Origin of the sequence: Demequina maris (assembly GCF_000971155.1) — a bacterium.
GTDB classification, from domain to species: Bacteria; Actinomycetota; Actinomycetes; order Actinomycetales; family Demequinaceae; genus Demequina; species Demequina maris.
In genome coordinates, this window is sequence record NZ_BBLX01000009.1 from 1 (window position 1) to 15,086 (window position 15,086).

Consider the following 15,086-nt stretch of genomic DNA (forward strand, 5'->3'; position numbering starts at 1 on the left):
AATCCAACAAGCCCTGTTGCGATGACCCCCTGAAACCGCCGCGTTTTGCGTGTCGTCATGTGTCAGCGGGGCCGTGGAGGCGGGCCGCGATCGTCCGCCGCAGCATCCGCCGGCACCACTCGGGCCGTCGCTGCAGATCGCGGAAGGAGAACCGGACGGTGTGCCATCCGGCAGCGGCGAGCTCGGTGTCGCGCTCCCGGTCGCGGTCCACGGCCGGCCTGCTGCTGTGGAAGGCGGCGCCATCCAGCTCGATGACGATCCGCGCGCGTCGATGAAGCGCATCCGCGGTCCGTCGCCGTCCCTCGACGACCAGGCCGACCTGCCACTCGAGCTCGGCGAGGTCCTCGCCCGTGAAGACCTCGCGCCTGGCCATCACCTCGGTCGGCGACGTCGCACCGGTGACGAAGTCGGCCATGATCGCGTCGAAGGCCCGCCGATCAGGCAGGCGTGCACGGCGCGCTGCAGCACCGATCAGCCGCCTCGGACCGGCGATCCTGAGCCATAGCGCGCGGTAGAGGACCTCCTTGCGACGGCGGCGCGGCGCGCACGCCCACGCGTCCAGCAGCGCCTCTTCGGCGGTCAGGCATGCGGCACCGCCGGCCCAGACGGTGAACGACGGCAGCGGCTTGCGGCTGAGATGCACCCAGTCCGGCGCCCTCGCGTTCCACGTCGGGGGCCCGATGCACCTCACCCTCGCGGGCGCCGGGAACCGGGAGTCCAGGAGGTGCAGCGCCGACTCGCCCGCGATCAGCGCGCGACCCTTGCTCCACACCGCCACGGCCTCACACCGCACGTCGTGGTCGCGGGCCCGCTCGGGCGAGACGTACACGCCCGGCAGCAACGGCACGATCGCACCGCTCCGGACCATCGCCGCGAGCCCGCGTCGCCCGACCTCGACGATCACCTGGCCGCGCACCAGTGCCCGGGGGTACAGGGACGGCGAGGGTGCCCGCAGCCGCGCGGCCAACGCGGCTGTCGTGCGTTCGAGCTGCGGCGACCGCGACATGCTCGCATCGTCCCGGTCGCCGTGCCGGGTCGTCAGCCAGCGCCCGCATCCTGTGGATGGAGGGCCCGTCGCGGCAGCCCGTTGACACCTGGGGACACGCAAACCTGCACCTGCGTGTCCTCACGTGTCAATGGCGCGCGCAGAGGCGGGAACCGGAGGGCGGACGCTCTCGCGCCCGGGCCGCTGAGGGAAAGCCCGGGCGCGAGGCGCCGCGGCGCAGCGACCAGGCGCGCAGCCACGACGTGCAAGGAGGGACGGTCGCACTCGGCTCTGTCCCCCAGGGGCGCTGTTAACGCCCCGAATGCCCGCCTCCTCAAGCGTGGGCCCCGGGGCCCCAGAGAGTCAAGCGCAACACGACAAATCGGGGGAAATCAGCACGAATCCTTCATCTCGGACCCGTTTTCCCCGTCTCAGACGGCGCCGCCGGGCTCCCGGGGGTCCGTGTCGTGCTCCGGTGAACCGAGGCCGGCGCGCTCGGCAGCCGCGGCGCGCGCCGCATCGTCCCCCGCATGGTCGTGCCCCGCTACGCCTGCCTCGCCCGCCTCGTCGGCCTCGGCCTCGCCGCCGATCCCGACGATCAGCGCGCCGATCGCGGTCGTGAGCGGGACCGCGAGCACCAGGCCGATCGACCCGACGAGGGTCCGCACCACCTCGCCCGCGATCTCGGAGGACGTGATGGCCGTGGAGACCGGGTTGTCGTAGACCGCGATGAGCATGATGAGCGGCAGCGACGCGCCGACGTACGCGAAGGCGATCGTGTACACGGTCGACGCGATGTGGTCGCGGCCGATGGTCATGCCGCGAGTGAAGAGCTGCCAGGGGCCGAGGTCGGGACGCGCCTTGCCGAGCTCCCACACCGCGGAGGCCTGGGTGATGGTGACGTCGTTGAGCACGCCGAGGCCGGCGATCATGAGGCCGCACAGCGCGAGGCCCTGGAGCGAGAGCCGGCCGTCGAGGAAGGCGAGGTTGATCTCCGCCTCCGACGGCACGCCCGGGATCTTGGCCGCCGTCACGGCCCACGTGCCGATCACCGCCGTGAACAGCAGGCCGGCGATGGTGCCGAGGTACGCCGTGGTGGTGCGCGCGTTGGGCCCGTGGGCGACGTACAGCAGCACGAACAGCGCCCCGGCCGAGGTGACCAGGCCGACGACGGGCGGGCTGGCGCCGTCGAACAGCGCGGGCACCGTGTAGAACGCGACGATGCCGAAGGCGAGCGCGAGGCCGACGAGCGCGCCGAGGCCCCGCCACCACGCCACCGCGAGCACCAGCACGACGTAGACGATCAGCAGCGCCACGATGGGCGGGTCGCGCGAGAAGTCGGAGAAGATCAGCGGCTGCGCGGGATCGACCTCGATCACCGTGACCTCGTCGCCCGGCTCGAAGGTGAGCGACGCGACGCCCGCGGGCGCCATCGTCCGCTCCTCCTCGGCACCCGGCGTCGTGACCTGCACGGTCGACTCGCCGGTGGTCTCGTCGAACGAGATCACCTCGGCCTCGAGCCGGGTCGCGCCCTCGTAGAGGAAGCTCTCCGACCCGAGCTTGTCCCACGACGACGGCCAAGTCGCGGCCGCGCCGACGATCACCGCGGCGAGCACGCCGACGACGAGCGCCCAGAGGACGCGCGTCGTGGCCGCGCTCGCCCGCGGCGGGCTCTCGGAGTGCGAGTGCCCGGCGCCCATGTCAGGCGCCGATGAGGCGCTGCGCGAGGTAGCCGCTCACCTGCGAGAGCGCCACGCGCTCCTGCTGCATGGTGTCGCGGTCGCGGATGGTCACGGCCTGGTCGTCGAGCGTGTCGAAGTCGACCGTGATGCAGTACGGCGTGCCCACCTCGTCCTGACGGCGGTAGCGCTTGCCGATCGACTGCGTGACGTCGAGCTCGATGTTCCACGCGCCGCGCAGCTCGGTCGCGAGCGCGTTGGCGGTGGGAACGAGGTCCGAGGACTTCGACAGCGGCAGCACCGCGGCCTTGACGGGCGCGAGGCGGTGGTCGAGGCGAAGGACCGTGCGGGTCTCGGTGCCGCCCTTGGCGGTGGGCACCTCCTCCTCGGTGTACGCCTCGACGAGGAACGCCATGAGCGAGCGCGAGAGGCCGGCTGCCGGCTCGATCACGTACGGCACGAAGCGCTCGTTCGTGGCCGGGTCGAGGTACGACAGGTCCTTGCCCGAGTGCTTGGCGTGGGTCGACAGGTCGAAGTCGGTGCGGTTCGCGATGCCCTCGAGCTCGCCCCACTCCGAGCCCTGGAAGCCGAAGCGGTACTCGATGTCCGTGGTGCCCTTCGAGTAGTGCGAGAGCTTCTCCAGCGGGTGCTCGTACAGGCGCAGGTTGTCCTCGGCGATGCCCAGGTCCGTGTACCAGTTCTTGCGCGTCTCGATCCAGTGCTGGTGCCACTCCTCGTCGGTGCCGGGCACGACGAAGAACTCCATCTCCATCTGCTCGAACTCGCGGGTGCGGAAGATGAAGTTGCCAGGCGTGATCTCGTTGCGGAACGACTTGCCCACCTGCGCGATGCCGAACGGAGGCTTCTGGCGCGCGGTGCGCATGACATTCTCGAAGTTCACGAAGATGCCCTGCGCGGTCTCGGGGCGCAGGTAGTGCAGGCCGGACTCGTCGGACGCGGCGCCCAGGTAGGTGCGCAGCAGACCGTTGAACATCTTCGGCTCGGTCCACTGGCCGCGCGTGCCGCACGCCGCGCACGCGATCTCGGCGAGGCCGCCCTCGGGCGCACGGCCCTTCTTCTCCTCGAACTCCTCGAGCAGGTGGTCCTCGCGGTAGCGCTTGTGGCACGACAGGCACTCGACCAGCGGGTCGACGAACGCGGCGATGTGGCCCGAGGCCTCCCAGACCTGCGGGGGCAGGATCACCGAGGAGTCGAGGCCGACGATGTCGTCGCGGCTCGTCACCATCGCGCGCCACCACTGGCGCTTGATGTTCTCCTTGAGCTCGACGCCCAGCGGTCCGTAGTCCCACGCGGAGCGCGTGCCTCCGTAGATCTCGCCGCACGGGAACACGAAGCCGCGGCGCTTCGCGAGCGAGATGGCGTTGTCGAGACGGCTGGGTGCGGCCACGTGATGCTCCTTGTGGAAGGGGGTCGGAATCGCTCGCGACAGTCTAGCCGTGGGCGGGCGTGTGGACGATGCGCGGGTCGGGCTCGCGTACGCAAGTCACACCGTTGGCGACCTGTGTCCGGAGATCCGTGCGGGGATCGCCGATCACGGGTGCTGTCAGGTGTGACTTGCGCACGAGGGCGGGACGCGTCGCCGGACGATGCGCTCGAGGACTGGCTGGGTCCGAAGTCCTGATTTTGACAATCATTCTCAACAAGTTCTAGGATCGATGCCATGAAGAAGACCCCCGCCCTCATCGCCGCTGCCGCGGTGTCGTCCATCGCGCTCACCGCGTGCTCGGCGTCCGACAGCGGCGCTGGCGCCGCCGGCGACGCGTCGGACGCGTCTCTCACCGTCGCCACCGCGTTCTACCCGCTGCAGTTCGTGGCCGAGCAGGTCGGCGGCGACCTGGTCGAGGTCGTGTCGATGACCCCCGCGGGCGTCGAGCCGCACGACGTCGAGCTCTCCCCCTCCACCGTGCGCCAGCTCGGCACCGCGGACCTCGCGCTCTACCTGTCGGACTTCCAGCCCGCGGTCGACGACGCGATCTCCACCACCGGTGTCGAGGCCCTCGACGCGGCCGAGGCGGTCGAGCTGCACGCGGCCGAGGAGCACGCCGACGAGGACGAGCACGCCGACGAGGAGGACGACCACGACCACGGCTCGTCCGACCCGCACTTCTGGCTCGACCCCGAGCTGCTCGCGCACTACGCGGACGCCGTGGGCGAGGCCTTCGCCGCCGCGGACCCCGACAACGCCGACACCTACACCGCGAACGCCGAGGCGCTCCACGCGTCGCTCGACGACCTCGACACCCAGTACACGGACGGCCTCGCGCAGTGCGAGCGCGACACGATCGTGACGGGCCACGAGGCCTTCGGCTACCTCGCCGACGCGTACGGCCTCCACCAGGAGGGCATCGCCGGGCTCGACCCCGAGAGCGAGCCGTCGCCGGCCCGCATCCTCGAGATCAAGGACATCATCGCCGAGACCGGCGCCACGACGATCTTCACCGAGGACGCCGTGAGCGCGTCCGTCGCCGAGGCGCTCGCCACCGACGTGGGCGTCGAGACCACGGTGCTCAGCCCCGTGGAGACGGTCGCGGACGGCGACGACTACATTGCTGTCATGACCAGGAACCTCTCGACCTTGGAGGATGCGCTCGGCTGTGAGTGATCCGTCCTTCTCCGCGGACGTCCCGCCCTCGCTGGTCGAGGCGCGGGACGTCCGCGTCTCGCTTCAGGGCACCGAGATCCTCCACGGGGTGTCGCTGCACGCGGCCGCGGGCGAGGTCGTCGCCCTCATGGGCGGGAACGGCTCCGGCAAGTCGACCTTCATCCGCTCCATCGTGGGCGCGGTCCCGACGACCGCCGGCTCCATCAGCCTGTTCGGCACCCCCGCGTCGCCGCTCGCTCGCGCGCGGCTCGGCTACGTGCCGCAGCGCATCACCGCGGCCGGCGGCGTGTCCGCCACCGCGATCGAGGTCGTGACGTCGGGGCTGCTCGGCGCGCGCGAGCGCGACGGCCGTTCCGGCTCCCGCCTCCGCGGCCTCGTACCGCCGCGCGACGCCCGCGCCCGCGCCCGCGAGGCGCTCGCCTCCGTCGGCATCGAGGACCTCGCGAAGCGCGACGTGTCCCGCCTGTCGGGCGGCCAGCAGCAGCGCGTGCTCATCGCGCGCGCGCTCGTGCGCAAGCCCCGCCTGCTCATCCTCGACGAGCCGATGGCCGGCGTGGACCTCCAGTCGCAGGTGTCGTTCTCGCACACGATGGGCCACCTCAAGGACGAGGGCGTCGGCATCGTCGTGGTCCTCCACGAGCTCGGCGCCCTCGCCCGCCACATCGACCGCGCCGTGGTCCTCGAGCACGGCTGCGTCACGTACGACGGCATCCCGCCGAAGGACCTCGGCGTGCACGCGCTGCCGGGCCACGAGCACGAGCACCCCCACACCGACCCGCCCACGCGCGAGGGCTCGTCGCTGGGTTTGGAGGGACCGTGAGCCTCCTGTCCGAGCCGCTGATCCAGCGGATGCTCATCGTCGGCCTGCTCGTCGGCATGGCCGCGCCCGTCATGGGCACGTACCTCGTCCAGCGCCGCATGGCGCTGCTCGGCGACGGCATCGGCCACGTCGCGCTCGCCGGTGTCGCCGCCGGCTGGCTCGCCGGCAGCCTGTTCGACCTCGCCCAGCAGGACGCCCTCGCGATCCCGGGCGCCGTGATCTTCGCGATCATCGGCGCCGTCGTGATCGAACGCATGCGCTCGCGCGGCACCGCCGCCGACATCGTCATGGCGATCCTGTTCTACGGCGGCATCGCCGGCGGCGTGCTGCTCATCGGCATGGCCGGCGGCTCGAACGCCAACCTGCTCGGCTACCTGTTCGGCTCGATCTCCACCGTGACGTGGGGCGACGTGTGGATGAGCGCCGGCCTGGCCGCGCTGATCCTGCTCGTCGGGCTCGGCCTCCGGACGGCGCTGTTCACCGTCACGCACGACCAGGAGTTCGCCCGGTCGACGGGCCTGCCGGTCGACGCGCTCAACATGGTGGTGGCGGTGCTCGCCGCGGTCACCATCACGGTCGCGATGCGCGTGGTCGGCGTGCTGCTGGTGAGCGCGCTGATGATCGTGCCCGTCGCGATCGCCCAGCTGCTCACCCGGTCGTTCTCCCGCACCATGCATCTGGCCATGGGGCTCGGCGCCGTGCTGACGATCACCGGCATCTGGATCACCGTGTTCCAGGACATCCAGCCCGGCTCGCTCATCGTCGTGCTCGGCGTCCTGCTCTACGTCCTCGTGGCCGCGGTCACATCGCTGCTCAAGGGGGTTCGACGATGAACACCGACACCTCGCCGCGCCCGCGGATGACCCGCCAGCGCCGGGAGATCCTCGACGCGCTCGACACGCGCGACTTCCGCTCGGCCCAGTCGTGGCACGAGCACCTGCGCGCCGACGGGTCCACCGTGGGCCTCGCGACCGTCTACCGCGCGCTGCAGGCGCTCGCCGACACCGGCGACGTCGACGCCGTCGTGTCGGAGTCCGGCGAGACCCTGTACCGGCGCTGCGAGGCGGGCGAGGAGCACCACCACCACCTCCGCTGCCGCTCGTGCGGCAAGGCGGTCGAGATCGACGTGCCCGAGTTCGAGGACTTCGCGCACCGCATCGGCGACGCGCACGGCTACGGCGACATCCGCCACACGATCGAGCTCACGGGCATCTGCCCCGAGTGCGCCGCGGCAGGCAGGGGCTGATGCCCGGCATCCCCGACTTCGTGATGGACGGCCCCTGGTGGTGGCTGTTCGCGGCGCTCGTCGTCATCGTCTTCCTCCGCACGCAGGCCACGTACTGGATCGCGCGCTGGGCCCGCGCGGGTGCCGATGCGGTCGCCGACCGCGCCGAACATCAGGACAGCCGCCGCGCGCGCATCGCGCGGCGCTTCTCGGGCCCGGCCATGACCAAGGCGCAGGCCTTCACCGAGCGCTGGGGCTGGATCGCGATCCCCCTGTCGTTCCTCACCGTCGGCATCCAGTCGCTCGTCAACGGCGGCGCCGGCTACGCGCGCATGCACTGGGGCCGCTACACGCTCGCGATGATCCCCGGTTGCCTGCTGTGGGCCACCGCGTACCTGCTGGTCGGCTACTCGGCGTTCAAGGCGTTCACCATGTCGCCGTGGGCGCTGGGCGCGAGCGCGCTGCTCGTCGCCGCGGTGGTCGCGGTGCTGGTGGTCCGCCGGAGGCGCGACCCCGCCGCCGCATCGTCCCCGCGCACGCCCGACGAGGCCGCGAGCGTCTGAGCGCTACGCCGCCCCGAAGCGGCGGTTGCGCCGCGCGTACTCCTCGATCGCGGCCCACAGGTGGGTGCGGTCGACGTCCGGCCACAGGGTGTCGCTGAAGACGTACTCCGCATAGGCGGCCTGCCACGGCAGGAAGTTGCTCGACCGCTGCTCCCCGCTCGAGCGCCAGAACAGGTCGACGTCGGGCATGTCGGGCTCGTCGAGGTGCGCCGCGAGCGTCTTCTCGGACACCTTGGACGGGTCCAGCTCCCCCGCCGCGACCTTCATCGCGATCGCCTTGGCGGCATCGGCGATCTCGGCGCGGCCGCCGTAGTTCACGCACATCGTGAGCGTGAGGACGTCGTTGTCCCGGGTGAGCTCCTCGGCCTTCTCGAGCTCCGTGATGACGGACTTCCACAGCTTGGGACGGCGTCCGGCCCAGCGCACGCGCACGCCCCACGAGTGCATCTCGTCGCGGCGGCGGCGGATCACGTCGCGGTTGAAGCCCATGAGGAAGCGCACCTCCTCGGGGCTGCGCTTCCAGTTCTCGGTGCTGAACGCGTACGCGCTGATGTGCTTGACGCCGATCTCGATGCCGCCGGCGACCACGTCCAGCAGCGAGGCCTCGCCGCGCTCGTGGCCCGCGGTGCGCGGCAGCCCGCGCTCCTTCGCCCAGCGGCCGTTGCCGTCCATGACGACGGCCACGTGCTGCGGGACCGCCGCGGCGGGCAGGTCGGGCGGCGTCGCGCCGCCGGCGTGCGGGAAGGGGCGCTCGTAGGTCACGCCGGTCAGCCTATCGGCGGGACGATGCGGCGGCCGCCCAGGCCTCGATGTCGCCGTAGAGCGCCGGGAGCTCGGGCGCGGCCATCGTCACGAGGTGCGCGACCGCGGACGATGCGGGGCCCACGGCGGCGGTCGCGGCGCCGAGGCGCGCGGCGGGCTCGAGGTCGTACGCGTAGATGTCGCCCACCGACAGCACCGGGCCGCGCGTGAGCGCGTCCGCGACGAGCGCGGGCATCCCGTCGGGCTTGCCCGCCGAGCACACCACGCGGTCGAGGTGGGGCGCGGCGCCGAGCACCTCGAGCGCCTCGTCGATGCGGATCGGCGGCGAGTTGGTGACGAGGACCAGCTCCGCGTGCTCGGCGAGGCGCGCGAGGAAGTCCCCGAGGCCCGCGGGCGGCGCGATGGGCGCCTCGGGACCGGCGAGCAGCGCGCGGCTGCGGACGTAGCCCTCCTGGAGCGCGTCGGGCGCGACGCCGAGGTCCAGTGCCGTCTGCTGGACCGCGTGGTAGCCGTCGCGGAAGCCGCCCTCGCCCGCCTCGTGGCGCGCGAGCGCGGCCGCGTAGGCGTCGTCGGCGCCCGGGACGCCCGCGACCGCGGCGACGCACGCGGCGTACGCGTGCAGAGGCCCGTCGCCGAGCGCGAGCGTGCCGTCGAAGTCGAAGATCACCGTGGCGGTCATGGCGCCCCCGCCTCCGAGCGGTCGACGTGACCGAGGCTGCGGACCTTCCGTTCGAGGTGGAACTGGGTGTACGCCGCGATGAGGCCCGCCGCGTCGCGACGGTGACGCGTCTCGGAGGCGTCCGCGGTGGGCCAGTCGCCCGACAGCAGCGCCTCGAGCAGGGAGAACGTCTCGGGCGCGGGCGCGGCGGCACCGGGCGGGCGGCAGGTCTCGCAGACCGCGCCTCCCCCGCCGACGACGAAGGCACGGTGCGGTCCGGGCCGGCCGCAGCTCGCGCAGTCGGAGAAGCTGGGCTCGTATCCGGCGAGCGCGAGCGAGCGCAGCAGGAAGCTGTCGAGCACCAGGCCGGGCTCGTGCTCGCGGCGGCTGAGCGCCCCGAGCGCCCCGTGCAGGAGGCGGTACTGCTCCCACGCGGGCTCGCGCTCGTGGTCGACGAGCTTGTCGGCGGTCTCCACCATCGCGGTCGCGGACGTGAACAGCGCGTAGTCCTCGGCGATGCGGCGAGCGTACGGCTCCTTGGTCTCGACCTGGCTCACGATGTCGAGGTTGCGACCCTCGTAGAGCTGGACGTCGACCAGCATGAAGGGCTCCATGCGCGAGCCGATCCGGCTCGAGGTGCGGCGCACGCCTTTCGCGACCGCGCGCACCTTGCCGTGGCGCCGCGTGAGCATCGTGACGATGCGGTCGGCCTCGCCCAGCTTGTGGGTGCGGAGGACGATGGCGTCGTCACGGTAGAGGGGCACCGGCCCATTGTCCCGCGCGTCAGGCGCGCTCCCGGTCCACGGCGCGCGCGAGCCCGTCGAGCAGCAGGTCGAGGCCCACGTCGAACGAGTCCCCGAAGTTGAAGTCCGGCCGCATCGCGTGCTCCATCGCGAAGCGCGTCATCATCGGATAGGCGCCCGGATCGAAGGCGGCGGCGATCTCCCCGGCCAGCTCCGCGTCCTCGTCCCCGCGCTGCACGGCAAGGTTGGCCTCCTGCATCGCGAAGCCGTAGACGAAGCTGTCGAGCACCGCGTAGGCGTGCGCCACGAGCGGCAACGGCATGCCCGCGCGGTCGAGGGTGACCAGCACCGACTCGTGATGGGCGAGCAGCTCGGGGCCCGGGTGGTGCCGGGACTCGAGCAGCGGCACCGACCAGGGATGACGCCCGAGGACCTCGCGGGCGGAACGGCAGCGCACCCGCAGGGCGTCGCGCCACTCGAGCTCCACCGGCGGCTTCGCCATCTCGGAGAACACCGCGTCGACCATGCCGTCGAGCAGCGCCTCCTTGCCGTCGATGTGGTGGTAGATCGTCATCGGCTTGGTGCCGAGCTCGTCTGCGAGCGCGCGGATGGTGAGCGCCTCGATCCCGTCGCGGTCGGCCAGGCCCATCGCAGCGTCCAGGATCCGTTCGCGCGACAACCGCGGCTTGCGAACATCCTGCCTGGTATCCGACATTCTTGCCTCCAGCCCTTGCGAATCGTACTAAGTACGTCTAGCGTCGAGTGTACCAAGTCGTACTAAGTACGAACCACATCGACACGAAGGAACAGGACCATGACCGCCACCGTCCCCACCCCCTCCGCCACCACCACCATGAAGGCCGCCGTCCAGCGCCGCTACGGCGGCCCCGAGCACATGCACCTCGACACCCTCGAGGCGCCGCAGCCCGGGCCGGGCGAGGTCCTCCTCGAGGTCCGCGCCGCGGGCGTCGACCGCGGCGTGTGGCACCTCATGACCGGCCGCCCGCTCGTCATCCGCGTCCTCGGCTTCGGCCTGCGCCGCCCCCGCCAGCCCATCGCGGGCGAGGACGTCTCGGGCGTCGTGATCGGCATCGGCGCCGGCGTGACGCGCTTCTCGCTCGGCGACGAGGTGATGGGCGCCGCGAAGGGCTCCTACGCTGAGCGCGCGATCGCCAAGGAGGACAAGCTGGTGCGCAAGCCCGCACAGCTGAGCTTCGCGGAGGCGGCCGTCCTGCCGGTCTCGGGCGTCACCGCCCAGCGTGCCGTCGAGCGCGCCGGCATCGAGAAGGGCCAGCGCGTGCTGGTGCTCGGCGCCTCGGGCGGGGTCGGCTCGTACATCGTCCAGCTCGCCGTCGCCGCGGGAGCCCACGTCACCGGAGTCGCGAGCGCCGCGAAGGCCGAGCTGGTCCGCTCGCTCGGCGCCGAGGACGTCATCGACTACCGCACCACGGACGTCACCTCGCTCGACCTCGAGTTCGACGCGATCCTCGACGTCGGCGGCCTCACCCCCCTGCGCCGCCTGCGCAAGGTCCTGTCCCCGACCGGCGCCCTCGTGATCGTGGGCGGCGAGGGCGGCGACGCGCTGACCGGCGGCGTCGGCCGCCAGCTGGGCGCCGGGATCGTGTCGCTCTTCACCCGCCAGACCCTCACCAGCTTCGTCGCGGTCACCGCGGCGGAGCCGCTCGAGGCCCTCGCGGAGCGCATCGTCGCCGGGGACGTCCGCCCCGCGCTCACCCGCACCTACCCGCTCGCGGAGGCCGGCACGGCCATCGCGGACCTCGCCGCCGGCCGCATCGCCGGCAAGGCCGCCGTCGTCGTCAAGTAGCCGAACCCGTCCCCACCAGGAGCCGCCATGACCGCCGTCACCACCGCATCGTCCGCCCGCGTCGCCCGCTGGGCCGGCGCCGGCTACCTCGCGATCTTCGCCCTCGCGATCTTCGCCAACTTCGCCGTCCGCAACCAGCTGGTCGACCCCGCCGACCCGGCCGCGACCATGACCGCGATCGCCGACCACGAGGGCACCTTCCGCCTCGGGATCGCCGCGTTCGTCACGATCGCGATCATCGACATCGGCATCGCGTGGGCGCTCCACGTGCTGCTGCGTCCCACCGGCGAGCAGCGCTCGCTCCTCGCGGCGTGGCTCCGCCTCGCGTACAGCGTCGTGTTCGGCGTCGCCGTGACGTTCATGGCGGTCGCCCTGCACCTCGCGACCGGCGGCGCCGCGGTCGCCGGGCTCGGGGACGATGCGCGGGCCGCCTGGACCGGCACCGCCATGGAGGCCTTCGACGTGGCATGGCTGATCGGGCTCGTCGCCTTCGGCCTCCACCTCATCGTGATCGGCCGGATCCTGATCGCCGCCCGGCTGGCCCCGCGGGCGCTCGGCTGGGCGCTCGGCGTGGCGGGCTCCGCGTACATCGTGGACACGTTCGCCCACGTGCTGCTCCCCGACTACGCGTCGGTCGCCGACGTCATGCTCGCGGTCGTCGCGATCCCGTCGATGGTCGCCGAGATGTGGTTCACCGTGTGGCTGCTCGTCAGCGCGCCGCGCGCGACCGCCGCGCTCCACCGGGCCGCGGACCAGCGTGTCACGCGGGAGGCGGTCCCGGCGTGACACCGCGACGCCCCGGCCGCGCGAGGCGGCCGGGGCGTCGTCGTGTCCGGGGGGTCTCGCCGACTACAGGTCGCCGGTCTCCGAGGAGGCGGGCTCGCTGAAGACGAGCGCCTCGACGTCCGCGCCCGCAAGCGCGGCCTCGACCTCGGCGTCCGTCGGGTCGTCCGACAGCTCGCCGATGACCGCGCCCGGGTCCTTGAGCGCGAGCACCGCGGACACCACCGCGCCGTCGGTCGTGTCGCCCACGAGGATCGCGCGGCAGGCGCTGGCCTCCGCATCGGTCACCGTGTCGTCCCAGCACAGCGCAGCAGTCACGTCCTCGGCGCCGTCGTTGTCGGCGAGCAGGGCCGCCAGGACCGCGTCCGCGGTCGCCAACAGCCCGTCGTCGGGCGCGCCGGTCCAGCACTCGATGACGGCCTCGGCGTCGTCCGACTGGATGCCCGCCATCTGCACCGTGTCCTCGCAGGGCACAGACTCGAGGCCCAGCCCCGAGAGGTCGGACAGCTCGGTGTCGGGCAGCGACGAGCCGCACGCGGAGAGCGTCGCCGCGGCCAGGACGGCCGCGGCGGCTCCCACGATGCGACGGATCATCGTCCCTCGCGGTTCACGGCCGAGATGATCGCCTTGAGCGTCGCGGTCGTGATCGACGGGTCGATGCCGACGCCCCAGAGGATCTCGTCGCCGATCGCGCACTCGACGTACGCGGCCGCGGTGGCGTCGCCACCGGTGCTCATCGCGTGCTCGTGGTAGTCGAGGACCTCGACCTTGACGCCCCGGGTGCCGAGCGCGGCCACGAAGGCCGCGACGGGGCCGTTGCCCGAGCCCTCGATGGTGATCGCCTGGCCGCCGTCGGTGATGTCCGCCGCGAGCGTGTCCGGGCCGGTCTCGCTCGACGTGCCGCGCGTGCCGACGAGCGCGAGGCGGCCCCAGATCCGCTCGGGATCGGCGGCCGGCAGGTACTCGTCCTCGAAGATGTGCCACAGCGAGTCCGCGGTCATCTCGGCGCCGGAGGCGTCGGCGGCGCGCTGGACCACGCGCGAGAACTCGATCTGGAGGCGGCGGGGCAGGTCGAGATTGCGCTCCGTCTTGAGCAGGTACGCGACGCCGCCCTTGCCGGACTGCGAGTTGACGCGGATGACGGCCTCGTACGAGCGGCCGACGTCCTTCGGGTCGATCGGCAGGTACGGGACGGCCCACACGAGGTCGTCGACGCCGACGCCCTGCTTCGCGGCCTTGGCGTCCATGGCCTCGAGGCCCTTCTTGATCGCGTCCTGGTGCGAGCCCGAGAACGCGGTGAAGACCAGGTCGCCGCCCCACGGGTGGCGCGGGTGGACATCGATCTGGTTGCAGTACTCGACCGTGCGGCGCACCTCGTCGATGTCCGAGAAGTCGATCTCCGGGTCGATGCCCTGGCTGAACAGGTTCATGCCCAGCGTGACGAGGTCGACGTTGCCGGTGCGCTCGCCGTTGCCGAACAGGCAGCCCTCGATGCGGTCCGCGCCGGCCATGTAGCCCAGCTCCGCGGCCGCGATCGCGGTGCCGCGGTCGTTGTGCGGGTGCAGCGACAGGACCACCGAGTCGCGGTAGTCGAGGTTGCGGTTCATCCACTCGATCGAGTCCGCGTAGACGTTCGGGGTCGCCATCTCGACGGTCGCGGGCAGGTTGATGATGACCTTGCGGTCGGGCGTGGGCTTCCACACGTCCAGCACGGCGTTGCACACGCGCACGGCGTAGGCGAGCTCGGTGCCGGTGTAGGACTCGGGGCTGTACTCGTAGAACACACGTGTGTCCGGGATGGTCTCCTCGTACTTCTGGCACAGCATCGCGCCGTGGGTGGCGATGTCGAGGATCTGGTCCTCGTCGGCGCGGAACACCACCTCGCGCTGGAGGATGCTGGTCGAGTTGTAGAGGTGGACGATCGCCTGCTTGGCACCCTTGAGCGACTCGTAGGTGCGCTCGATGAGGTGCTCACGGGCCTGGGTCAGGACCTGGATGGTGACGTCATCGGGGATCCGGTCCTCCTCGATGAGCTGGCGCACGAAGTCGAAGTCCGTCTGGCTCGCGCTCGGGAAGCCGACCTCGATCTCCTTGTAGCCCATGCGGACCAGGAGCTCGAACATGCGCATCTTGCGCTCGGCGTTCATGGGCTCGATGAGTGCCTGGTTGCCGTCGCGGAGGTCGACCGCGCACCAGCGCGGGGCCTTCGTGATGCGCTTGCCCGGCCAGGTGCGGTCGGGCAGCTCGACCTCGATCTGCCGATCGAACGGCAGGTACTTCGTGATGGGCATCCGGGACGGCGTCTGCGCGCCGCCGGTGTAGTGCTCGCTGATCATGGGTGATTCCTTAGCTGTGTCGCTGTCCTGTGAGCCGGCACACGAACCGCCGCGACGAGGATCCGGCCTGTTCTAGGCCTCGTC

The 15,086-nt window shown here is 71.9% G+C and carries 16 protein-coding genes; 7 read left to right on the forward strand and 9 right to left on the reverse strand.

The features are described 5' to 3' along the window. Nucleotides 1–55 precede the first annotated feature (55 nt). The 3 genes from AOM02_RS10745 to AOM02_RS10755 all read right to left on the reverse strand — a co-directional run bounded on the left by AOM02_RS10745 (nucleotide 56) and on the right by AOM02_RS10755 (nucleotide 4,072). A complete protein-coding gene (locus AOM02_RS10745) occupies nucleotides 56–1,006 on the reverse strand; it encodes an endonuclease domain-containing protein (protein ID WP_062299159.1) in 951 nt (316 codons plus the stop codon). Nucleotides 1,007–1,416: 410 nt separating this feature from the next. Continuing rightward, nucleotides 1,417–2,685, reverse strand: a complete 1,269-nt coding sequence (locus tag AOM02_RS10750; RefSeq protein WP_062299160.1) for a YibE/F family protein — start codon at nucleotides 2,683–2,685, stop codon at nucleotides 1,417–1,419. A gap of 1 nt (nucleotide 2,686) precedes the next feature. Further along, complete coding sequence (locus AOM02_RS10755) at nucleotides 2,687–4,072, reverse strand: glycine--tRNA ligase (RefSeq protein ID WP_062299161.1); 1,386 nt, start codon at nucleotides 4,070–4,072, stop codon at nucleotides 2,687–2,689. A 273-nt stretch (nucleotides 4,073–4,345) separates the two neighbouring features. Here AOM02_RS10755 and AOM02_RS10760 point away from each other — a divergent pair, with 273 nt between their 5' ends. Genes AOM02_RS10760 through AOM02_RS10780 form a run of 5 tightly spaced genes read left to right on the forward strand, consistent with a single transcriptional unit; the run spans nucleotide 4,346 to nucleotide 7,895 of the window. Next, a complete protein-coding gene (locus tag AOM02_RS10760; protein WP_062299162.1) occupies nucleotides 4,346–5,287 on the forward strand; it encodes a metal ABC transporter substrate-binding protein in 942 nt (313 codons plus the stop codon). Then, complete coding sequence (locus tag AOM02_RS10765) at nucleotides 5,280–6,107, forward strand: metal ABC transporter ATP-binding protein (protein ID WP_228372998.1); 828 nt, start codon at nucleotides 5,280–5,282, stop codon at nucleotides 6,105–6,107. The genes AOM02_RS10760 and AOM02_RS10765 overlap by 8 nt, the downstream gene beginning before the upstream one ends. Next, a complete protein-coding gene (locus tag AOM02_RS10770) occupies nucleotides 6,104–6,940 on the forward strand; it encodes a metal ABC transporter permease (RefSeq protein ID WP_267127686.1) in 837 nt (278 codons plus the stop codon). Before AOM02_RS10765 ends, AOM02_RS10770 begins: the two co-directional genes overlap by 4 nt. Beyond that, a complete protein-coding gene (locus tag AOM02_RS10775) occupies nucleotides 6,937–7,353 on the forward strand; it encodes a Fur family transcriptional regulator (protein ID WP_062299163.1) in 417 nt (138 codons plus the stop codon). Before AOM02_RS10770 ends, AOM02_RS10775 begins: the two co-directional genes overlap by 4 nt. Beyond that, entirely contained in the window at nucleotides 7,353–7,895 is a 543-nt protein-coding gene (locus tag AOM02_RS10780) for a DedA family protein (protein WP_082105050.1), read from the forward strand. Before AOM02_RS10775 ends, AOM02_RS10780 begins: the two co-directional genes overlap by 1 nt. A gap of 3 nt (nucleotides 7,896–7,898) precedes the next feature. On the opposite strand, the gene AOM02_RS10785 is transcribed toward AOM02_RS10780, so the two are convergent. Genes AOM02_RS10785 through AOM02_RS10800 form a run of 4 tightly spaced genes read right to left on the reverse strand, consistent with a single transcriptional unit; the run spans nucleotide 7,899 to nucleotide 10,773 of the window. After that, on the reverse strand, nucleotides 7,899–8,657 hold the full coding sequence (locus AOM02_RS10785) for an isoprenyl transferase (RefSeq protein WP_062299165.1): 759 nt from the start codon (nucleotides 8,655–8,657) through the stop codon (nucleotides 7,899–7,901). 10 nt (nucleotides 8,658–8,667) lie between these two features. Beyond that, the gene (locus AOM02_RS10790) at nucleotides 8,668–9,336 is read right to left on the reverse strand and encodes an HAD family hydrolase (protein WP_062299166.1); all 669 of its coding nucleotides are present in this window, start codon (nucleotides 9,334–9,336) and stop codon (nucleotides 8,668–8,670) included. Then, complete coding sequence (gene recO / locus AOM02_RS10795; protein WP_062299167.1) at nucleotides 9,333–10,079, reverse strand: DNA repair protein RecO; 747 nt, start codon at nucleotides 10,077–10,079, stop codon at nucleotides 9,333–9,335. The genes AOM02_RS10790 and recO overlap by 4 nt, the downstream gene beginning before the upstream one ends. A 19-nt stretch (nucleotides 10,080–10,098) precedes the next feature. Further along, entirely contained in the window at nucleotides 10,099–10,773 is a 675-nt protein-coding gene (locus AOM02_RS10800) for a TetR/AcrR family transcriptional regulator (RefSeq protein ID WP_062299168.1), read from the reverse strand. 99 nt (nucleotides 10,774–10,872) lie between these two features. Between AOM02_RS10800 and AOM02_RS10805 the strand changes: the two genes are divergently transcribed. Together AOM02_RS10805 and AOM02_RS10810 are read left to right on the forward strand one after the other, a co-directional pair. Continuing rightward, nucleotides 10,873–11,883 carry an NAD(P)-dependent alcohol dehydrogenase gene (locus tag AOM02_RS10805; RefSeq protein ID WP_228373818.1) on the forward strand — a complete coding sequence of 337 codons (1,011 nt, stop codon included), beginning with the start codon at nucleotides 10,873–10,875 and terminating at the stop codon, nucleotides 11,881–11,883. Nucleotides 11,884–11,910: 27 nt separating this feature from the next. Further along, nucleotides 11,911–12,669 carry a DUF4386 domain-containing protein gene (locus AOM02_RS10810; protein WP_062299169.1) on the forward strand — a complete coding sequence of 253 codons (759 nt, stop codon included), beginning with the start codon at nucleotides 11,911–11,913 and terminating at the stop codon, nucleotides 12,667–12,669. Nucleotides 12,670–12,732: 63 nt separating this feature from the next. Here the strand turns inward: AOM02_RS10810 and AOM02_RS10815 are convergent, their stop codons facing one another. Next, the gene (locus AOM02_RS10815; RefSeq protein WP_062299170.1) at nucleotides 12,733–13,260 is read right to left on the reverse strand and encodes a hypothetical protein; all 528 of its coding nucleotides are present in this window, start codon (nucleotides 13,258–13,260) and stop codon (nucleotides 12,733–12,735) included. Then, nucleotides 13,257–15,002: a 2-isopropylmalate synthase gene (gene leuA, locus AOM02_RS10820; RefSeq protein WP_062299171.1), complete on the reverse strand. Its 1,746-nt coding sequence runs from the start codon at nucleotides 15,000–15,002 to the stop codon at nucleotides 13,257–13,259. Before leuA ends, AOM02_RS10815 begins: the two co-directional genes overlap by 4 nt. Nucleotides 15,003–15,086: the final 84 nt, after the last annotated feature.